The organism is Vibrio sp. GLN_1, from assembly GCF_043106015.1.
Classification (GTDB): Bacteria; Pseudomonadota; Gammaproteobacteria; order Enterobacterales; family Vibrionaceae; genus Vibrio; species Vibrio parahaemolyticus.
In genome coordinates this window covers 1,049,304-1,067,222 of record NZ_JBICMD010000036.1, presented here as the reverse complement: position 1 = coordinate 1,067,222, position 17,919 = coordinate 1,049,304, and the positions used below count along the sequence as shown (strand labels likewise).

Here is a 17,919-nt window from a genome sequence, read left to right as displayed (position 1 = left end):
TCTTTTAGTATGTAGTCATGAGCTTTTCATGACAACTTGTTGAGAGAGTTACAAGCTTTTTTGGTGTGCGTCGATCAGCGCGTTCATTTTGGCTTCGGCAGTTTGTTGCGCTTGCTCGTAGCTCATGTCAGCAGGGAAGTCACTGATGACTTCGTAGTAACATTTCAATTTTGGCTCAGTACCAGAAGGACGAACGATTACGCGAGATTTATCTTCAAGATGATAAATCAGCACATCACTTGCTGGTAAATCAATCGTCTCTTCTGAACCATCCTCAAATGTACGAACGGAAGTTTTCAAGTCCTCAGTAACCGATACTTTCTTGCCTGCAATTTCGCTCGATGGATTTGCACGTAACTTGTCACCAATTGGTGGTGAGTTTGGGTCCAACGCAATACTACGCTGAGCGTTAAAGTAAAAACCGTGTTGACGGTAAAGCGCTTCCAACTTGTCCCACAGTGTTTTGCCTTGTGCTTTGAGCTTTCCGGTTAATTGCGAAAACGCAACAATCGCGGACAAACCATCTTTATCCCACACCTTATTGCCAACGGTGTAGCCGAGCGCCTCTTCGTAAGCAAACAAGAACGGATATTGCTCGGTTTCTTGGCTCATCGCGACGTTGGTTAGCCATTTAAAGCCTGTTAGCGTTTGGTAATACTCTGCGCCATGCGCTTTTGCGATGCTGCTCAAGAGGCGAGATGACACGATGGTGTTACCGACCAGTGAGTTCGGCTGTTGCTCTAGCAAGTAATCACCAAACAATGAACCAACTTGGTCGCCAGTTAACATTTGGTATTCACCGTCTGGGCGTTTTACGGCGACGGCGAAACGGTCTGCATCTGGGTCGTTTGCACAGGCGATATCCGCATCTACGGATTTACCGAGCGCCATGACCATGTCCATTGCCCCTGCTTCTTCTGGATTTGGGAAGTTAACTGTAGGGAATGTGCCATCAGGTTCGCGCTGCTCCGCAACACTGGCCACTTTTTTAAAGCCAGCGTCAGCAAGTAACGTTTCTGCCATGTCTGCGCCAACACCGTGCATCGCAGTGTAAGCGATAGAAATATCGGTGTTGCTATCAGGAGTCAGCAGAGCATTTTCGTTCATGGTTTTACGGTAAGTTTGATAGTAGTCATCTTCCAACCAAACCAGTAAGCCTTGTTGTTTAGCATCGTCTAAAGACATCAACGGCAGAGGCTTTGTGGTCGCTTCATCAATTTTTGCCGCGATGCCCGAGTCGTGAGGTGGAATGATTTGCGCGCCATTTTCCCAATACACTTTGAAGCCGTTGTATTCGGGTGGATTGTGGCTAGCGGTTACAACAACGGCCGCTGCAGCATTCATTGTGCGTACACCAAAAGCAACAATAGGCGTTGCCGCGACTTGGTAGGTTAGGTAAACCTTGATACCGAGTGCTGTTAAGACAGAAGCAGTATCGTGCGCGAACTGTTTAGAATCTGGTCGGCCATCGTAACCAATAACAACGCCGCGACTCGCTGCATCTTGCACTTGTTCAAGCAAATAGTGGCCGAGACCTGTGGCAGTTTCTTGAATCACCAAACGGTTCATTCTGTTTGGACCTGCGCCAACTTTGCCACGTAGACCCGCTGTACCAAAGGCAAGGCGGGAGCCGAAGCGGTCAGAAAGTTCTTGTTCATTATTCGTATCAACGAGGTGCTGAAGCTCTTCACGAGTTTTAGGGTCAGGATCTCGCGCTAGCCATTGAGTAATTAGTGCTGTCATATCTTTCATTCCTTAGCAGGGGGAGCCTACTTGTTTGGACACTTTTTCTGAAAAAGTATCCAATGTTTTCTTTTACTTTAATGTAAATGGTTCTCAATTCCATTTCAAAGAGGGCAATCGATAAACCGAACTTATTTTTCCTGTCTGAACAAAATTTAATCACATTTAATTTCTTGAAGAACTTTGGAACTATAACTAGCCTTTTAACATAAATATAACAAACTGTGTCGAAATCGTATTTTTTGTGATTTTTCGTAAAGTTGTTCGATATTTGCAATGGGACGCAAGGAAGCTCGCGCAAGCGTAGCGGCTGAGCAGAGGAGAGATCTTTTGAAAAGATTAGCGACTACTCTAGCCATACCACTGAGTGTGATTTTAATCACATTCTCCTCCTACGGTTGGTCAAAGGACAATGAACTCAACATGACCAAAGGGGTCACGGCGATCAGCGAGCAAGTGTATGAATTACATATGCTCATTTTCTACATTTGTTGCGCGATAGCTCTGGTTGTTTTTGGTGTTATGTTCTATGCCATCATCCGTCATCGCAAATCAAAAGGTGCAGTTGCCGCACATTTCCACGAAAGCACCAAAGTGGAAATTATTTGGACTGTAATCCCTATCATCATTCTTGTCGCGATGGCGATTCCCGCAACGAAAACTTTAGTCGCAATGGAAGACACTAGCCAATCAGATATCACCATTCAAATCACAGGTTCGCAATGGAAGTGGCATTACAGCTACTTTGGTGAAGATGTGGAATTTTTCAGCTTGCTCGCAACCAGCCAAAAGCAGATTGACGGTATAGAGATGAAAGGCGCGCATTACTTGCTTGAAGTGGATAACCCGCTCGTGCTCCCTGTGAATCGCAAAGTGCGCTTTTTACTGACCTCAGACGATGTGATTCACTCTTGGTGGGTGCCTGATTTCGCCGTGAAAAAAGATACCATACCGGGTTTCATCAACGAGGCTTGGACGCGAATTGATGAGCCGGGCGTTTATCGTGGTCAGTGTGCAGAGCTTTGTGGACGCGCTCATGGCTTTATGCCAATTGTAGTCCATGCCATGCCGGAAGATGAATTCGATCAGTGGCTCTCGGGTAAGAAAGAAGAAATCGCGATGCAAAAAGCTGCGGCGCAAGAGGCGCTAACTCAAGACTTGTCGATGGATGAGCTCATGGTGCAAGGCGAAGCGATTTACTCGGCGCGTTGTGCTGTTTGTCACCAAGCCAATGGTGAGGGTATTCCGGGGGCGTTCCCTTCAATTAAAGGCAGTCCTGTCGCGACAGGTGATATCGCCGAACATATCGGCGTGGTTGTTGATGGCCGCGCAGGGACGGCGATGCAGTCTTTTGCTAACCAACTTAGTGATCAAGAAATTGCTGCGGTAATTACCTACCAACGCAATGCTTGGGGAAATGATACTGGCGATACGGTTCAAGCGGCCGACGTCAATGCCTTTAAGGCACAAAAAAGTGCCAAGGAGGAAATATGAGTAAGCCAGCAGACAAAGCCGTAAAATCGGCTCCCGTTGAAGCGCATACCGCAGCAAACGCAACAATTGCGCTAGACGACCACGATTCGCACGACGCGCCAAAAGGTATTGCTCGTTGGTTGTATTCCACCAACCATAAAGACATCGGCACGTTGTATCTTTGGTTTAGTTTCACCATGTTCCTAACGGGTGGTGCGATGGCAATGGTCATTCGTGCGGAGCTGTTTCAGCCGGGTTTGCAGCTTGTCGATCCGCAATTTTTTAATCAGATGACAACGGTTCACGGTTTGGTGATGGTGTTTGGTGCGGTCATGCCCGCGTTCACTGGATTAGCAAACTGGATGATCCCGATGATGATCGGCGCACCTGATATGGCGCTGCCACGTATGAATAACTTGAGCTTTTGGATTCTGCCTTTTGCGTTTCTCATTCTGTTGAGCTCGTTGTTCTTGCCGGGCGGTGCACCGAATTTCGGCTGGACGTTTTACGCGCCGCTATCGACTACGTATGGGCCAGACAGTACTGCGCTGTTTGTGTTCTCTGTGCATATCATGGGTATCAGCTCCATCATGGGGGCGATTAACGTTATCGTGACGATTGTCAACATGCGCGCACCGGGCATGACATGGTTTAAGTTGCCGATGTTCGTTTGGACTTGGTTGATCACTGCGTTCTTACTTATTGCCGTCATGCCAGTGTTGGCGGGTGCGGTAACGATGGTACTGACCGATAAGTACTTTGGTACCAGCTTCTTTGATGCTGCGGGCGGTGGCGATCCTGTGATGTTCCAACACATTTTCTGGTTCTTTGGTCACCCAGAAGTGTACATAATGATTTTGCCGTCGTTCGGGATCATCTCTGCCATTCTTCCAGCATTTAGTGGCAAAAAGCTGTTCGGCTATCACTCTATGGTGTACGCAACTTGCAGTATCGCGCTTCTTTCTTTCCTTGTGTGGGCACACCACATGTTCACGACAGGCATGCCCGTGTTTGCTGAACTGTTCTTTATGTACTGCACCATGTTGATTGCGGTACCGACCGGAGTAAAAGTGTTTAACTGGGTCGCAACCATGTGGCGTGGCGCACTGACCTTTGAAACGCCAATGTTGTTTGCGATTGCGTTTATTGTTTTGTTCACTATCGGCGGATTCTCGGGTTTGATGCTTGCTATTGTGCCGGCGGATTTCCAGTACCACGATACCTATTTTGTGGTTGCGCACTTCCATTATGTCTTGGTGTCTGGCGCGGTCTTCTCAATCATGGCAGCGTCGTATTATTGGTTGCCGAAATGGACGGGGAATATGTACGACCACAAGTTGAGTTTGTGGCATTTTTGGTGCTCAGTCATTTCCGTCAATGTCCTTTTCTTCCCGATGCACTTTTTAGGTTTGGCGGGCATGCCGCGAAGAATCCCTGATTACGCGATTCAATTTGCGGATGTGAACCAAATCGTATCCATCGGCGGCTTTGCCTTTGGTTTGTCGCAACTGATTTTCTTGTGGGTCGTGATCAAATGTATTCGTGGCGGAGAGAAAGCGTCGGCCAAGCCTTGGGAGCGTGCAGAAGGATTAGAGTGGACTGTGCCAAGCCCTGCGCCTCATCACACCTTTAGTACGCCGCCTAAAGTGGATTAACGGAACGAGAGGTGAAGGACATGGCAGACAAATCATCCCACAAAAAGCTCACGATAAAGTTAGTGCTGGCCACTTTTGTCATGTTCGGGTTCGGTTTTGCGCTCGTGCCGCTCTATGACGTGATGTGTGATGCGTTAGGTATCAACGGTAAAACCAGTGATGTTGCAGCGATTCAACCTACGGGGATGCAACCCGATTTGAGCCGGACGATTCGTGTGGAGTTTATGGCACACGTCAACCCAGATATGCCGTGGGAGTTTAAGCCGAAAGTCATTTCGATGAATGTTCATCCAGGTGAGGTCGTGCAAACTGAATACTTGGCATTTAACGAAAGTGGACAAAGGCTGGTGGGGCAGGCGGTGCCTTCCGTTTCTCCCGGCAACGGTGCAGCTTACTTCAACAAAATAGAGTGCTTTTGTTTTACGCAACAGCCGCTGGATGGAAAGCAGCACGCTCAGATGCCATTGATTTTCTATATTGAGCCCGATTTGCCGGACTCAATACATACATTAACGCTGTCTTATACACTCTACAAACTTCCTCCTCCCACAGGCAGTTAGCCTCTCAAGGAGTGAGATACAGGCCAAATAGTGTCTGTAAGGAGAGAACTGATGAGTAATAAACCTGGAACCTATTACGTTCCTGCTCAAAGTAGTTGGCCGATCATTGGCGCGTTTGCTCTGTTTTTAGTCGCCGTCGGTGCGGGCATGACGGTGCAAAGTACTCAAAGCGATGGTGCGGTCGGTGTTGTTGGTCGCATTGTGCTTGCCGTAGGCTTTTTGTTTCTGCTTTACATGTTGGCAGGGTGGTTTAGTAACGTCATCACCGAATCGTTGACGGGCAAATACAGCGCGCAGATCACTCGATCATTTCGTCAGGGGATGAGTTGGTTCATCTTTTCAGAAGTGATGTTCTTTGGCGCGTTTTTCGGAGCGCTGTTTTACGCCAGAATGGTGTCTGTCCCTTGGTTAGGAGGGGCTGATAATAACCTCATGACCAATGAAGTGCTGTGGCCAAGTTTTGAAGCAATGTGGCCGCTCACGACAACGCCAAGTGGGGAAAGCACCCAAGCGATGCCTTGGCAAGGTATTCCGCTCACTAACACCATTATTTTGCTTCTCTCTTCTATCACGTTACACATGGCACACATCAGTTTGGAGAAAAACCGACGCACAGCGTTAGTCGTGTGGCTTGAAATCACCATCGTGTTGGCGGGCTTTTTCTTGTTCTATCAAGCCAAAGAGTACATTCACGCTTATCAGGAAATGGGGCTCACGCTTCAATCGGGGGTTTATGGCAATACGTTCTTTATGCTTACTGGTTTTCATGGCATGCACGTTTGTCTTGGCACCATATTCTTAACCGTATTGCTGTTTAGAATCGCGAAGGACCACTTTTCTCCTACTAATCATTTCGCATTTCAAGCAGGCAGTTGGTACTGGCATTTTGTTGATGTGGTATGGCTATGCCTGTTTGTTTTTGTTTATGTGTTGTAGTGACAGAGTCAGTAAGGACGTGGATTGGGAGCAAGCCAACCCGAGCTTAAAGCAATCAAAAGAAGGATGACCACTAACGCAGAAAACATCACACGACGACCGAGATAGTGGCTCATGGGTTTTGTTGGCTTGTCCGGATTATCTGGGTCTTCTCGAACCATTTCGATAAGCGCTTTTGCGAGGTTGAAGATAATGAAAAGCAGCAAAAGGACCAGCGTTAATTTGAATAGGAATACGGTGGACATAGTACCTCCGGTTTCTTCGTCTTGGTTATCGCACAAGTTATGGCTATCGAAGCGGTTTGGTATTGCAGTTTGCTTAACTGTGGTTGTGTTTTCTCTGTTGGTCAAACTTGGATTTTGGCAACTAGAAAGAGGTCAGGAGAAACAAGCGCTTGAACAAGCGATACTCGCTCGGGCTGATGCCCCGTATCAATCTCTCACTTCTGTCCTTGATAACAATGACTGGCGAGAGGAGAGCGTGATTGGCGTGAAAGTGCAAGCGGAGGCAAAGCCAGAACCGTTGCCAGTAGTTTTGCTCGATAACCAAACCTTTCAAGGCAAAGTGGGTTATCTCGCATACCAAGTGGTTTCTGTCGGTCAGGATCCAATAACCTTAGCGCTTTTAGAATTGGGTTTCGTCGAAGGGCGGCGAACTCGTGATTCTTTACCAACCGTAACGATGTTGAAGAGCCCCACAAACGTAACCGGACGTTTGTATCGCAAATCAATGAATCCGTTAAGCTCAGATCTGATGCCAGAAATGGGAGAGGGGATTCGAGTCCAAAACCTCAATATTTCCGAGCTCAATGAGTTGTTGAATGTAGAGCTGATGCCGGCAGTGTTGCAGCCAGACAACCTAGAAAACTGGGCATATCCATTTCCTTGGAATCCACTTCCACTCACGAGCGCGAAACATTTTGGGTATGCCGTACAGTGGTTTGCGATGGCTGGTGTGTTCTTACTGCTCACAATGGTTGTGAGTATTCGATGGTTTAGAAAAGCGGCATCACAAGGAGGTGAGGCATGACATCTCAAGTTACAAAAGGGCGGTTTGTGCTGATCGCACTGATTTGCTTATTCGCCTTACCAGCGATTGTTGCAAAGTTGATTTTGGCGCAAGGCTGGTACGAAACGGGCGTGACAAACCGAGGAAAGCTCATCGAACCGTACACAACGTTAGCGCAGTTAGGCCAATCTGCTCCATCGGCGGTGCACGGTTGGCAACTGGCTTATGTGGTGCCTGATTCTTGCGACAGCCAATGTCAAAGACAGCTCTATTTACTCAAACAAAGCCATGTTGCTTTAGGCAAGTATCAAGAACGCGTTGTGCCAGTTTTGTGGACTTCTACAACATCAGACACGATAGAAATGCCGATGGAAACCATGGCGATGAATGAGAACGTGGCGGCAAAAGTGCAACAAGGGCAAGTGCTGATTGTGGATCCTCTGGGGCAGCTGGTGATGTCGTACACCGCAGAGCCAAACGAAGATTTGGTCAAACTCAGCAAAGATATGTTGGCGGATTTGCGTAAGTTGCTCAAATTGTCGCGAGTCGGATAGGGAGTGCATCATGACGTTAACAAAGTTGGTTAGATTAAGTTTGTGCCTGACGTTAGTCGTCATCATGTTGGGCGCCTATACCCGTTTGTCGGATGCGGGTTTGGGGTGTCCTGACTGGCCGGGGTGTTATGGTCACTTTTCTGTGCCACACCATGAAGACGATGTTCTGCGCGCCAACATCAATTTTCCAGAACGCGAGATTGAGCATGAAAAAGCGTGGCTAGAGATGATTCATCGCTATTTTGCTGGAACACTCGGCATGGTGATTTTTGCTATTACCGTTATTGCTATTCGAACTGAACGCGTGAACCCATCCATTCCTATTCTGCTCAGCTTTTTAGTTGTGGGGCAGGCGATGTTAGGTATGTGGACGGTGACTCTAAAACTGATGCCTGTCATTGTCATGCTTCATCTGCTTGGTGGGTTCACCTTGCTCGCGCTGCAAGCGGTGTTTTATTGCCAACTGAAAGCGAGAGACAATCTTTATTTTTCCCCCTCCTCTCGGTCGGTTAGGTTGTTTTCAGTGTTTTCCTTTTTGGTTGTGTTCTCCCAAGTGTTGCTCGGCGGTTGGACTTCATCAAACTACGCGGCTTTGATGTGTACAACGTTGCCCATTTGCGAAGGAGATTGGATGAACTACTTGGATTGGAAAGAGGCGTTCTCTTTCTGGCAAACGGGGCACGACAATTATGAATTTGGTGTGTTGGAATACCCCGCGAGGATGACAATCCATGTCTCTCATCGAATCGGCGCGATGGTCACCGCAGTGGTTGTCCTGACGTATTGTGTGGTGTTGATGAAACAAGACTCGCACCATTCTCAGAAAGTCGGCATGTGGCTTGGGATGGCGCTGGCTTGCCAGATTACGCTTGGTATTAGCAACGTGGTGTTTCAGTTACCGATTTACATCGCAGTGGCTCATAACCTGGGTGCTGCAATCATGTTGAGCCTGATTTGTGTCAGTCAGTTTTATTTGTGGCAAGGAAAAGCCGATTGGAATTATGCAGTGAAAGGAGTTCGCTATGAGTAAGGAAATTGCGTTAACACTCGATAGTCGAAAGCGTCTCGGCTCAACGTACTTAAAACTGACTAAACCTAAAGTTGTCGCGCTAATGTTAGTCACCGCCATTGTCGGCATGAGCTTGGCTCCGGTCACTGATTTCCCTTGGATTCAAGCATCCATCGGATTGATTGGAATAGGACTAATGGCTGGTTCTGCCGCGGCATTTAATCATCTTATTGACCGCAGAATTGATGCAAGAATGGCTCGTACTCATACGCGTCCTTTACCGTCGGGAGATACCAATCCCTTATCGGTTGCGATTTTTGCCGTGGCAATCGGCGTGGTTGGTTTTGTACTCCTATATGCTTGGGTAAACGCGCTCACAGCGTGGATGACGTTTTTGAGTTTACTGGGCTATGCGGTGGTTTACACCATGTATTTGAAGCGAGCAACGCCGCAAAATATTGTGATTGCTGGCATTGCCGGTGCGATGCCGCCACTCTTAGGTTGGACAGCGGTGACGGGTGAGCTGCATGGTAACGCTTGGCTATTGGTAATGATCATTTTCATCTGGACACCGCCGCATTTCTGGGCGCTTGCGATTCATCGAGTGGAAGATTACCGCAAGGTCGACATTCCCATGCTGCCGGTAACCCATGGCATTGAATACACCAAAACATCGATCTTACTTTACACGGTATTGCTCACATTGGTGTGCGTGATGCCTGTATTGGTGGGGATGGTCGGTTTTATCTATCTCTTTTCAGCATTGCTGCTAAATGCGGGTTTCATTTATCACGCGTGGAAACTCAAGTTTGCCCCCGAGCCTAATAGCGCAATAGAGACATTTAAGTTCTCCATTTATCATCTGTTGGCGCTGTTTGTTGCGCTCCTAGCCGATCACTATATTGGAATGGTGTTGCAGTAAGCGAATAACTTAATGGTATATCTGCTAATAAAAAACGCCGCGAAAAGTGCGGCGTTTTTTATTGTACGAGAGGAAAGATTACTGAATCTCTAACAACTCAACATCAAAAATCAAAACACTTGCAGGTGGAATTGGCCCCGTACCATTTTTGCCGTAGCCAAGTGTGCTCGGTACAAATAGACGGATTTTCTCGCCCACAACCATGTATTGAAGACCTTCTTGCCAGCCTTTAATTACTTGGTTCAAACCAAATGTAATTGGCTCGCCACGATTTACTGAACTATCGAAAACAGTGCCATCGATAAGCGTGCCGTGGTAGTGCACTTTCACTTTACTTGTTGCGGTTGGGTGAACGTCACCTGTACCTTTTTCTAGTACTAAGTATTGAAGCCCGCTCTCTGTCGTGATCACGCCTTCTTTTTTCGCATTTTCTAGTAGGAAAGCTTGGCCTTTTGCAAAGTTCTCATCTGCCACTTTGTGGTTTGTCCAAGTGCGGTAAATGAAAAATGCAGCTAAAACAAAAATAATGATAGGAAACAAAAATTTAGACACGTTGACTCCTTGTCTATTTAGGTTGCTTAAGCAAATAGTTAATAGTTTCTGCCATTGCCTCAACGCTGTCATGGCCGCCAGTAATCACTTGGTACTTACCGTTTACGATAAACGCTGGCACAGAATTGATTTGGCCACGAGTAGTGATGGATTCAGCTTTAGTGATGTATTCAAACAGTTTTTCCTGTTGAGCTTCATCAAGATGGTATGGGCTGATCAAGTTACGAGATTCAAAAGCTTTCTCTACCGCTTGTTGACGCTCTTCTGCTGTTGCATCTGCGCCCATTTGAACCGCTGCAAATAAATCAGCCATGAAGGCTTTATCTGGTGTTGCGTCGAGCTGCATAACAGCAGTGTAGAAGATAATTGCGCTGATCTGAGCACTTTCATTGAAAGTCACGTGCATCTTTTCAACTTTTTGCTCTGTTAGCGATTCAATTTGAGGGACAAACTCTTCCATTGAACGACAATGGCCGCAAGTTAGGGCAAAAGCTTCGGTTAGTGGCGCCAGATTGTATTCTTGAAGAGAAACAGGCAACACTTCGTATTGCTTACCTTGTTGTGGCTGACTATTGCCGCTGTCACATGCTGACAGAGCCGCAATAGCGGCAAATAAAGCGACGCCTTTTGAGATAGTTTTAAACATAACAACGCTCTGAATGAGAAATTTACGGTAGTTTATCGGTTAACGATAGCGACTAAAACCATTAAATAACAATAAAGTGAGACGATTAGTAACAGATTGGTGTGGATATAACCGAATAGTGACATGGTGTTAGCAAATTGGACGTTTACTGTTTTGCAGCATAGGCGACAAGCCCGAACTGAGAATGGCACGAACGGTGCATATAAAACAATCAAATAGCGAAAAACACTAAAGAATATGTGTTTTTCGTCGACATAGTGAACAAGAATTCTTTCTACGTTGGTAACGGTATGAAGCATTGGTTTTTCATTGTCTGTGGCATTCTTAGTGGGTGTAGCAGCCTTAATCCAGACATGGTTCCGGGTGGGAATATGTTGGATACAGCCCCAAAAACAAACACAGAGCTGAGACACCCTGAGTGGGGGTATGCGAGTGCATCTCACGTTTCGACGGCTCCACGTGTCAACCAGACGGCGAGGGCGGCCGAAAAAAAGTCTAACAACGTGACCTCACTAGAAATGTTCTTGGATAGACACAATATCCCGCATGAGACGATCGGTGGTGGTCACCTTATGATTCGCTTAAAAGAGCAAGTTCACTTTCAGACTGGGTCGGCGCAATTGTCGTCAAACTCACAAGATTGGTTACGAAAGCTGGGGCACTATTTAGCAGGTAGAACCGATGTGGATGTGGTGATTGATGGCCATGCCGATAGCACTGGTGCGGCGAGTTTCAATGATACGCTCTCCGAAAAACGAGCTCGTGAAGTAGAAAAACAAATGCTAGCGAGTAGCATTCCGCGTCAGCGCGTTTTCTCTCGCGGATTCGGCGAATATGTGCCGCAATGTAGCAATGCCACATCAAGCGGTAAAGCGTGTAACCGACGTGTTGAGTTGATGCTGATTGTCGATGAGTAGGCCGCCAGTCGGTTTCGAAACAAAAACATCAAAATAGAAAAGAGGCACCAAATGGTGCCTCTTTTACATCCGCCAATGTTCTTAGGGGGAACTAGGCAAATTCTTTTTCAAGATAAGCGACAATGTCTGATGACTCATAAAGCCATTGCGTTTCGCCATCTTTTTCAATACGAAGACAAGGCACTTTCACGCGACCGCCACCTTGTTCAAGTTCAGCGCGGTGAGTTGGGTCATTCTTCGCATCACGTAATTCGATATTAACGGATTGTCGTTTCATCGCACGTCGTACTTTGACGCAAAAAGGGCAAGCTTCAAACTGATATAACGCGTATTGCTTTGCTTTATCATCGACGTTGCTCTGTGCTTCGTTAGTGCGTTTGATGCCACGAGGAGAAAAGACAGCGTTCAGCAATAAAATGACTTTGCCTAAAATCCAACGGATAAACTTCATAATGATCCCTTGATGCTCAGTGGATGAATGTCCTTAACAATGCAAACATGATGCTTGTTGCATTGGAGACGCAGTCTATCAGTTGTTTCGGATTGATAAAACCATGTGTTTTATGAGGAAAAGAGTCGCTTCAACCAGCCGAAAAAGCCATTTGATGCTGTTGGGTTTGCCTCTTTACCTAAATAGAAGCTTTGCATTAGCTCTGTTCTGAACGCGTCAACATCAATACGTTTAATCACAAGTTCGTGCTGTAATGTGTTTTGTGTCTGCTCCGCGTGATCGTGCGCTAAGCTAAAATCCATGTTCAGATAGCCTTGAGTGAAGAGCCACAAATGGGTGATCAGAACAAGATCTTCTGCCGATTGATTGGTGAATTTGTCTGCTTGCTCATCCCCAAGTGTATCTGCCAAGACCTTTTGCATTTGCTGTGTCGAATGAGCGTGTTGTTCATACAACGCACTTGCTTCGATATGGGATTTCGTCAGGAGCCCGAGTAGGTGAAGCACTGGATTCGTTGCTGGCTTGTTTTCACATACGCGTGCAAACAACGGAGCTTGTTCTTTCAACCAACGCTTCTTGGCAGCTTTATGCTCATCAACGAAGGGAATCTTTTTGATTCCCATTTGTTTAATCAGTTCACTAAGGGGCGTCATGACTTTGCAGTTCCTTCACTGTTACTTCGACGTGTTGATCATTCACATCAACAAAAATAGAGGTGCCGGTAATCATAACAGAAAGGTTTGTACCACGGTCAAGGTGCTGACAAATCATATCGATAGCGTCGTAGTCAAAGCTTTCTACGCTTACTGGAAGCATTGAAAACTTACCTGACATTTTCTCCCACCACACCGGTGCTTTAGTATTGTACGTATAGACCTTGACCTGCTTGGCTAGGCGAGAGGCTTTTTTGATTCGATCTGGTTCGGGTTCGCCGATCTCAATCCAATGCGTGATGCTTTGGTCATCTGCAACATGCCATAAATCTGGCTCTTCCGTGGTTGAGAGGCCTTTGGTAAATTCCAAGTCTTTTTGGGCATTGAGGCAGAAAGCCAAGATACGAGCCAGCATGCGTTGAGGTTTTTCAGAGGGATGCAGAGCGATAGTAAGGTTCTTGGAATCGTAGTAATCGTTATTCATATCGGAAAGAGCGATACGAAACTTATAAATGGTTGGTTTTAGAGCCATGGGTTTATATCGTTTTTATGGGCGACAATTTGCTTTGGGCAAAAAAATAGCCAGCTTAAAAGCTGGCTATCATATCAAATTCTTTAAGAATTAAAGTACTTTGATTTGCTCTGCTTGAGGGCCTTTTTGACCTTGAGAGATAACAAATTCTACTTTCTGGCCTTCAACTAGAGTACGGAAGCCGTCACCAGTGATTGCAGAGAAGTGAGCAAATACGTCAGGACCGTTTTCTTGTTGGATGAAACCGAAGCCTTTAGTTTCGTTGAACCACTTAACTGTGCCAGTAGCTGTGTTAGACATGTCTATTTCCTAAATATCTAAATTTGTGTAATCTTTCGCCTCAACGGCGCTTATAGCGTGGAAAAATAAATTGCTATTGCGTACCACAGGACGACGGAGTTACAAGAAATCCAACGAAATGTGAAAACAAAGAACTTTCTTTCTAGCCGTGTTTGAGTCTAGGTTAAATCCTGTAGGAGTCAACATATATTAGTGCTTTATGGAGAAATATTTGTATTTAGTCACTATTTAACCGGCATGTTTTTGATTAAATTTCAAATAAATGACGTAGAAGTGAAGTTTTTAAGCATAAAATACGAGGAATTCTACAAATTTGACTTCTTTATATAATTATTGTCCAATCTGGTTCGACCATTAAGGAGGATTTATGGCAAAAGCAAAATGTAATCCTCAGCCGAATGAATTTAACAAAGACACCGAATTCGGCAGAGGCGAGATTAAAGACAATGCGCTAAAGGCAGTTGTTACCAGTCAGTTGTTCAGAACCCGAGTCGTCAAAGCGAAAAAAGGTAAAGGCAGCTTCAACCGTAAAATGAAGCACCGAGGCAAAGAGCCCTATTCAAAGTTCTCACCAATGTGGATTTTGAATAGGGCTTTTTCATGCTCAGAGTCAAAGAATTGTTTGACCGAAAAGTTTCTGTTCAGGCCTATTGCTCATAAGAATCAATACTTAGCTGTCAAATTTGCGCTAACCATTTGATGCTGAATTCAAATGGAGATGAGTATCCTGATTGACGATAGCTCTCAGCGCGCTGATCGACTCAACTGTTAGGTGTGAACCTTCATCGATTGATTTCATAAACTCGTCCACTTCCAATAGTTTCGACATCGAACTGAGAAAGCCTTGGTTGATGACCTCGATAAATGAGCGAGTTTCGGTCGTTAGGGATTGGTTGCTCAGAACTACGTGGTTGATTTCATCAATCGACGTGCTGGTTCGAGTTGCTAAAGTTCTCACTTCATCCGCAACCACTGCAAATCCTCGTCCATGTTCACCAGCTCTAGCTGCTTCAATCGCTGCGTTTAGAGCTAGGAGATTGGTTTGTGAGGCGATGCTGTCGATCACTTTGACGATTTCAGTGACTTGCTGAGAGGTTTTAAATAGCTCTTGAACTTTATCATCACAAGCGGTGACGGCACTCAGTACTTCTTCAATCATGGTGCGAAACTCATTCAGAGAATGTTCTGCGCCGCAGACGTTTGATGTGGCTTCTTCGCTGGCATTTCTCGCGATAAAAGAAGAGTCGGCTATCGCTTGAGAGATGTTTAAATCCCTTTGAACTTTATCAGTGATGTCAGATGCAAATTTGACGACTTTGATGACGTTGCCCATCGGCTCGAAGATGGGGTTGTAAGTGGCTTCAATGTACACTTTGTCACCTGAGGCTGAACGCCTTAAAAATTGTCCAGACTTAAACTGGCCGGCGGCGAGATCTTTCCAAAAGCCGGGATTTTCTTGGTAAAAATCGTCAAAGCAAAATAGTTTGTGATGTTTTCCTAGAACATCGCTCAACTCGTATCCCAAGGTTTTTAAGAAGTTTTGGTTGGCGGTCAGAATGTATCCTTCACGGTCGAACTCAATCGTGGCTAGAGACAGATCTAACGCGTTCAAAATGGCTTCTTTTTGCTCTGATTCTAGCCTCTGTTGTGTCACGTCTGACGCGATCTTGACTACTTTTTCAATTTGTCCGTGTTCAGATTCAATGGGAAAGTAACTGGCTTCAAGTACCAGTCTTTCACGTTGTGAGGTTAGACGCTCAAACGTACCTCGCTTATGCTTACCCATTTTTAAGTCATCCCAAAATTGTTGGTATCGAGGGGATTGAACATAGCCTCGGTCACAGAAAATCGAATGATGTTTTCCAACAATCGCTTCTCGTGTGTATCCGACACAAGAAAGAAATAAATCATTTGCATTGAGAATGATGCCTCTCGTATCAAACTCAATCATTGCCATACTATCGGATAAGCCTTTGATGAAGCGACGGTATTCACTTTCTGCTTCTTGGTTTCGAGTTCGCAAGCCAAACATTTTGAATTCCTTTTCTAAATGAGCTTTTCAAGAATTTAGTTTTCGCTATTTGTTCGATGTAAGTATTTGTAAATAAAGTTGTCAGTATGTAAATCTAGGCGTACATGTGCATAAAGCAAATGGCAGCAGAGTCAATTTTGTCGCGTTTTTGGCGAATGTTTGATGGCTTTGATTCGCGTTTGGGAAATAACTGTATGCAAAACAAAGGGGTGGAAGGTCACTTCTTCACAAGATGTATAGAAAATTTCTTTTTAAGAAATTGTTCAATTGAGCTTATTAATGAAGTGCATATAAACAAATTAGTGACTTTGTGTTCAAAGTAAAAATAACAAAAAAGTACCAAATTTGTATTAAAAAGTACTAATTTAGATTCATATCAATAAGCATCTCATTTCGTTATTGATAGGTCTGCTATATCTTTATTCGAATCAAACAGCAGACATTGTTTTCAAAAAAAGACTGGTGAGTAGTGGGTATGGCATCAACAAGTTTTAGTACTTATGGTTACAAGTGCACCAGGGCGTGTACTTCGTTGTTATTACTATGGCTTGCCATGTGTTCGTACAGTTTCGCTCACCAAACTAAAGTCGATACATTGATTGTCACCAATTCTAAGGCTTGGAAGCCGTTCTCATATGTCTCACAAGATGGTGAACCCAAAGGCATTCTGATTGACTTCTGGCGAGAGTATGCCGAAAGAAATCACGTTCGTGTTGAGTTCCTGCTGCTCGATTGGGAAGAGTCTTTGCGTGCAGTTAAGGAGGGGCGTGCGGATGTTCACGCTGGTCTGATTTACTCTGAGGCTCGCGATAAGTACCTTGATTTTGGTGCGGTTATCATGCCTATTCAAACCAAGTTGTACGTCAATAAAGATATGCTAGCCGTTGATATTAAGGGCGTTCTTACTGGAGAGGTAGAGCTTCCTATTGGCTTGGTAAAAGGCAGCTATGAAGCGGAATTTGTGCGTGCCAACTACCCAAGAGCATCGCTAGTGGAATATTTAAATAACGATGCGATGATCCGAGCTGCCGTCGAGAAAAATATCTTGTACTTTGTCGCCGATTTGCAAGTGGCTAACTTCCACATGGCGACAACACCAGATGCAGGCATGTTTGTGCCTACCCTCAATCTGTACAGCAAAGATCTGCGCATTGCGACAGGCGAGCACAGTTCTCTTCCAGTAACGAAAATCTCCCACGACTTTGAAAAAATCATCGACTCAGACAAAGAACGGATCCTCAATCGTTGGAGTTTAGTCAAAACGGTATATCCCATTTACCTGTTGCCAATTGCCATTTTCATCATGGTTATTGCCACGCTTTACCATATCTTCGCCCTTAAGCGAATGGTGACTCTACGAACAAAGCAGCTCACCTTAGCAAATCAGCAACTGCTTGAACTGACGCTGACGGATCCGCTCACCAAACTTTATAATCGCAGGCATTTGATCGAGCGATTGGCAACGCTGAGTTCATTGCAAAAAAACGTAACCGTGATGGTGTTTGATATTGATGACTTTAAATCGATAAACGACAAATACGGCCATTTAATCGGTGACCAAGCGATTGTCGCTGTTGCCGACACGGCAAAATCGCTGACTGACGAACGAATAACCTTAGCGCGAATCGGTGGTGAGGAATTTGCGTTGGTGACTGCCTCTCTATCTGAAAAAGAAGCTGAAACGCTTGCAAAGGCGATTTGCAGCTGTGTTTACGATCGACCTGTTTTACTCAATGGGCAAGCGATCCATGTCAGCGTGAGTTTGGGTTGCGCCTATTATCGCGAGTTCAAAGGCATCATAAACTTGCACGAAGCCGACCAACTCATGTACTGCGGCAAAATGAATGGTAAAAACTGCGCGATGTTCAAAGTGATCGATAAAAGTAAAGTTGAGCCTCTTCTTCGTCAGGTGCCTTAAGTTTTTGCGTAGTGAATCGCTATTTCGATTTTTCCTCTTGCTATACTCAATTGAATTT

Annotated in this window: 20 protein-coding genes; 11 read left to right on the top strand and 9 right to left on the bottom strand. The window is 45.4% G+C overall.

Going from position 1 to position 17,919, the window contains the following annotated elements; translation table 11 throughout:
* Window positions 1–48: 48 nt before the first annotated feature.
* Window positions 49–1,743, bottom strand: coding sequence for a phospho-sugar mutase (locus ACF8OV_RS22545; protein ID WP_203504148.1), 1,695 nt, complete (start codon window positions 1,741–1,743; stop codon window positions 49–51).
* 330 nt (window positions 1,744–2,073) lie between these two features.
* Between ACF8OV_RS22545 and coxB the strand changes: the two genes are divergently transcribed.
* Genes coxB through ACF8OV_RS22525 form a run of 4 tightly spaced genes read left to right on the top strand, consistent with a single transcriptional unit; the run spans window position 2,074 to window position 6,367 of the window.
* Window positions 2,074–3,237 (top strand): cytochrome c oxidase subunit II, encoded by a 1,164-nt coding sequence (gene coxB / locus ACF8OV_RS22540; protein WP_020842314.1) that lies wholly within the window; start codon window positions 2,074–2,076, stop codon window positions 3,235–3,237.
* Entirely contained in the window at window positions 3,234–4,871 is a 1,638-nt protein-coding gene (ctaD, locus tag ACF8OV_RS22535; protein ID WP_021450720.1) for a cytochrome c oxidase subunit I, read from the top strand. Before coxB ends, ctaD begins: the two co-directional genes overlap by 4 nt.
* Before the next feature lie 20 nt (window positions 4,872–4,891).
* On the top strand, window positions 4,892–5,431 hold the full coding sequence (locus ACF8OV_RS22530; RefSeq protein WP_025605402.1) for a cytochrome c oxidase assembly protein: 540 nt from the start codon (window positions 4,892–4,894) through the stop codon (window positions 5,429–5,431).
* A gap of 51 nt (window positions 5,432–5,482) precedes the next feature.
* Entirely contained in the window at window positions 5,483–6,367 is an 885-nt protein-coding gene (locus ACF8OV_RS22525) for a cytochrome c oxidase subunit 3 (protein ID WP_203504147.1), read from the top strand.
* Between the two features lie 8 nt (window positions 6,368–6,375).
* On the opposite strand, the gene ACF8OV_RS22520 is transcribed toward ACF8OV_RS22525, so the two are convergent.
* Window positions 6,376–6,612, bottom strand: a complete 237-nt coding sequence (locus ACF8OV_RS22520; RefSeq protein ID WP_005482739.1) for a DUF2909 family protein — start codon at window positions 6,610–6,612, stop codon at window positions 6,376–6,378.
* On the opposite strand from ACF8OV_RS22520, the gene ACF8OV_RS22515 reads away from it, so the two are divergent.
* Genes ACF8OV_RS22515 through cyoE form a run of 4 tightly spaced genes read left to right on the top strand, consistent with a single transcriptional unit; the run spans window position 6,560 to window position 9,860 of the window.
* Window positions 6,560–7,396, top strand: coding sequence for an SURF1 family protein (locus ACF8OV_RS22515; RefSeq protein WP_180787558.1), 837 nt, complete (start codon window positions 6,560–6,562; stop codon window positions 7,394–7,396). The genes ACF8OV_RS22520 and ACF8OV_RS22515 overlap by 53 nt on opposite strands.
* The gene (locus ACF8OV_RS22510) at window positions 7,393–7,929 is read left to right on the top strand and encodes a hypothetical protein (protein ID WP_005482681.1); all 537 of its coding nucleotides are present in this window, start codon (window positions 7,393–7,395) and stop codon (window positions 7,927–7,929) included. The genes ACF8OV_RS22515 and ACF8OV_RS22510 overlap by 4 nt, the downstream gene beginning before the upstream one ends.
* 10 nt (window positions 7,930–7,939) lie before the next feature.
* Window positions 7,940–8,959, top strand: coding sequence for a heme A synthase (locus ACF8OV_RS22505; protein ID WP_005462008.1), 1,020 nt, complete (start codon window positions 7,940–7,942; stop codon window positions 8,957–8,959).
* Window positions 8,952–9,860 (top strand): heme o synthase, encoded by a 909-nt coding sequence (cyoE, locus tag ACF8OV_RS22500; protein WP_005461901.1) that lies wholly within the window; start codon window positions 8,952–8,954, stop codon window positions 9,858–9,860. Before ACF8OV_RS22505 ends, cyoE begins: the two co-directional genes overlap by 8 nt.
* A 78-nt stretch (window positions 9,861–9,938) precedes the next feature.
* Here cyoE and ACF8OV_RS22495 read toward each other — a convergent pair whose 3' ends face one another.
* Complete coding sequence (locus ACF8OV_RS22495; RefSeq protein ID WP_005461979.1) at window positions 9,939–10,412, bottom strand: FKBP-type peptidyl-prolyl cis-trans isomerase; 474 nt, start codon at window positions 10,410–10,412, stop codon at window positions 9,939–9,941.
* A gap of 13 nt (window positions 10,413–10,425) precedes the next feature.
* Entirely contained in the window at window positions 10,426–11,058 is a 633-nt protein-coding gene (locus ACF8OV_RS22490) for a thiol:disulfide interchange protein DsbA/DsbL (RefSeq protein ID WP_005482658.1), read from the bottom strand.
* 290 nt (window positions 11,059–11,348) lie between these two features.
* Between ACF8OV_RS22490 and ACF8OV_RS22485 the strand changes: the two genes are divergently transcribed.
* Window positions 11,349–11,975 (top strand): OmpA family protein, encoded by a 627-nt coding sequence (locus ACF8OV_RS22485; protein ID WP_005482692.1) that lies wholly within the window; start codon window positions 11,349–11,351, stop codon window positions 11,973–11,975.
* Window positions 11,976–12,066: 91 nt separating this feature from the next.
* On the opposite strand, the gene ACF8OV_RS22480 is transcribed toward ACF8OV_RS22485, so the two are convergent.
* The 4 genes from ACF8OV_RS22480 to ACF8OV_RS22465 form a co-directional block, all read right to left on the bottom strand.
* On the bottom strand, window positions 12,067–12,426 hold the full coding sequence (locus ACF8OV_RS22480) for a glutaredoxin (RefSeq protein WP_005482613.1): 360 nt from the start codon (window positions 12,424–12,426) through the stop codon (window positions 12,067–12,069).
* 110 nt (window positions 12,427–12,536) lie between these two features.
* Window positions 12,537–13,079, bottom strand: coding sequence for a hypothetical protein (locus tag ACF8OV_RS22475; protein ID WP_005482688.1), 543 nt, complete (start codon window positions 13,077–13,079; stop codon window positions 12,537–12,539).
* Entirely contained in the window at window positions 13,066–13,611 is a 546-nt protein-coding gene (locus ACF8OV_RS22470) for a YaeQ family protein (protein WP_005482675.1), read from the bottom strand. Before ACF8OV_RS22470 ends, ACF8OV_RS22475 begins: the two co-directional genes overlap by 14 nt.
* A gap of 90 nt (window positions 13,612–13,701) precedes the next feature.
* Entirely contained in the window at window positions 13,702–13,911 is a 210-nt protein-coding gene (locus ACF8OV_RS22465; protein WP_005375625.1) for a cold-shock protein, read from the bottom strand.
* A gap of 367 nt (window positions 13,912–14,278) precedes the next feature.
* On the opposite strand from ACF8OV_RS22465, the gene ACF8OV_RS22460 reads away from it, so the two are divergent.
* Window positions 14,279–14,611 carry an alternative ribosome-rescue factor A gene (locus ACF8OV_RS22460; RefSeq protein ID WP_025442914.1) on the top strand — a complete coding sequence of 111 codons (333 nt, stop codon included), beginning with the start codon at window positions 14,279–14,281 and terminating at the stop codon, window positions 14,609–14,611.
* Here the strand turns inward: ACF8OV_RS22460 and ACF8OV_RS22455 are convergent.
* Window positions 14,600–15,943, bottom strand: a complete 1,344-nt coding sequence (locus ACF8OV_RS22455) for a PAS domain-containing methyl-accepting chemotaxis protein (protein ID WP_203504145.1) — start codon at window positions 15,941–15,943, stop codon at window positions 14,600–14,602. The two genes, ACF8OV_RS22460 and ACF8OV_RS22455, sit on opposite strands and share 12 nt — an antisense overlap.
* A 475-nt stretch (window positions 15,944–16,418) precedes the next feature.
* On the opposite strand from ACF8OV_RS22455, the gene ACF8OV_RS22450 reads away from it, so the two are divergent.
* Window positions 16,419–17,861, top strand: a complete 1,443-nt coding sequence (locus tag ACF8OV_RS22450) for a diguanylate cyclase domain-containing protein (protein WP_069492981.1) — start codon at window positions 16,419–16,421, stop codon at window positions 17,859–17,861.
* Window positions 17,862–17,919 lie beyond the last annotated feature (58 nt).

What these genes read in the sequence shown, in the direction of transcription:
- ACF8OV_RS22465 (WP_005375625.1), bottom strand. Translation starts at nt 13,911, where the DNA reads ATGTCTAACACAGCTACTGGCACAGTTAAGTGGTTCAACGAAACTAAA.
- ACF8OV_RS22515 (WP_180787558.1), top strand. Translation starts at nt 6,560, where the DNA reads ATGAAAAGCAGCAAAAGGACCAGCGTTAATTTGAATAGGAATACGGTG.
- ACF8OV_RS22480 (WP_005482613.1), bottom strand. Translation starts at nt 12,426, where the DNA reads ATGAAGTTTATCCGTTGGATTTTAGGCAAAGTCATTTTATTGCTGAAC.
- ctaD (WP_021450720.1), top strand. Translation starts at nt 3,234, where the DNA reads ATGAGTAAGCCAGCAGACAAAGCCGTAAAATCGGCTCCCGTTGAAGCG.
- ACF8OV_RS22530 (WP_025605402.1), top strand. Translation starts at nt 4,892, where the DNA reads ATGGCAGACAAATCATCCCACAAAAAGCTCACGATAAAGTTAGTGCTG.
- ACF8OV_RS22475 (WP_005482688.1), bottom strand. Translation starts at nt 13,079, where the DNA reads ATGACGCCCCTTAGTGAACTGATTAAACAAATGGGAATCAAAAAGATT.
- ACF8OV_RS22460 (WP_025442914.1), top strand. Translation starts at nt 14,279, where the DNA reads ATGGCAAAAGCAAAATGTAATCCTCAGCCGAATGAATTTAACAAAGAC.
- ACF8OV_RS22450 (WP_069492981.1), top strand. Translation starts at nt 16,419, where the DNA reads ATGGCATCAACAAGTTTTAGTACTTATGGTTACAAGTGCACCAGGGCG.
- ACF8OV_RS22545 (WP_203504148.1), bottom strand. Translation starts at nt 1,743, where the DNA reads ATGACAGCACTAATTACTCAATGGCTAGCGCGAGATCCTGACCCTAAA.
- ACF8OV_RS22505 (WP_005462008.1), top strand. Translation starts at nt 7,940, where the DNA reads ATGACGTTAACAAAGTTGGTTAGATTAAGTTTGTGCCTGACGTTAGTC.
- ACF8OV_RS22525 (WP_203504147.1), top strand. Translation starts at nt 5,483, where the DNA reads ATGAGTAATAAACCTGGAACCTATTACGTTCCTGCTCAAAGTAGTTGG.
- ACF8OV_RS22485 (WP_005482692.1), top strand. Translation starts at nt 11,349, where the DNA reads ATGAAGCATTGGTTTTTCATTGTCTGTGGCATTCTTAGTGGGTGTAGC.
- ACF8OV_RS22470 (WP_005482675.1), bottom strand. Translation starts at nt 13,611, where the DNA reads ATGGCTCTAAAACCAACCATTTATAAGTTTCGTATCGCTCTTTCCGAT.
- cyoE (WP_005461901.1), top strand. Translation starts at nt 8,952, where the DNA reads ATGAGTAAGGAAATTGCGTTAACACTCGATAGTCGAAAGCGTCTCGGC.
- ACF8OV_RS22455 (WP_203504145.1), bottom strand. Translation starts at nt 15,943, where the DNA reads ATGTTTGGCTTGCGAACTCGAAACCAAGAAGCAGAAAGTGAATACCGT.
- ACF8OV_RS22510 (WP_005482681.1), top strand. Translation starts at nt 7,393, where the DNA reads ATGACATCTCAAGTTACAAAAGGGCGGTTTGTGCTGATCGCACTGATT.
- ACF8OV_RS22490 (WP_005482658.1), bottom strand. Translation starts at nt 11,058, where the DNA reads ATGTTTAAAACTATCTCAAAAGGCGTCGCTTTATTTGCCGCTATTGCG.
- ACF8OV_RS22520 (WP_005482739.1), bottom strand. Translation starts at nt 6,612, where the DNA reads ATGTCCACCGTATTCCTATTCAAATTAACGCTGGTCCTTTTGCTGCTT.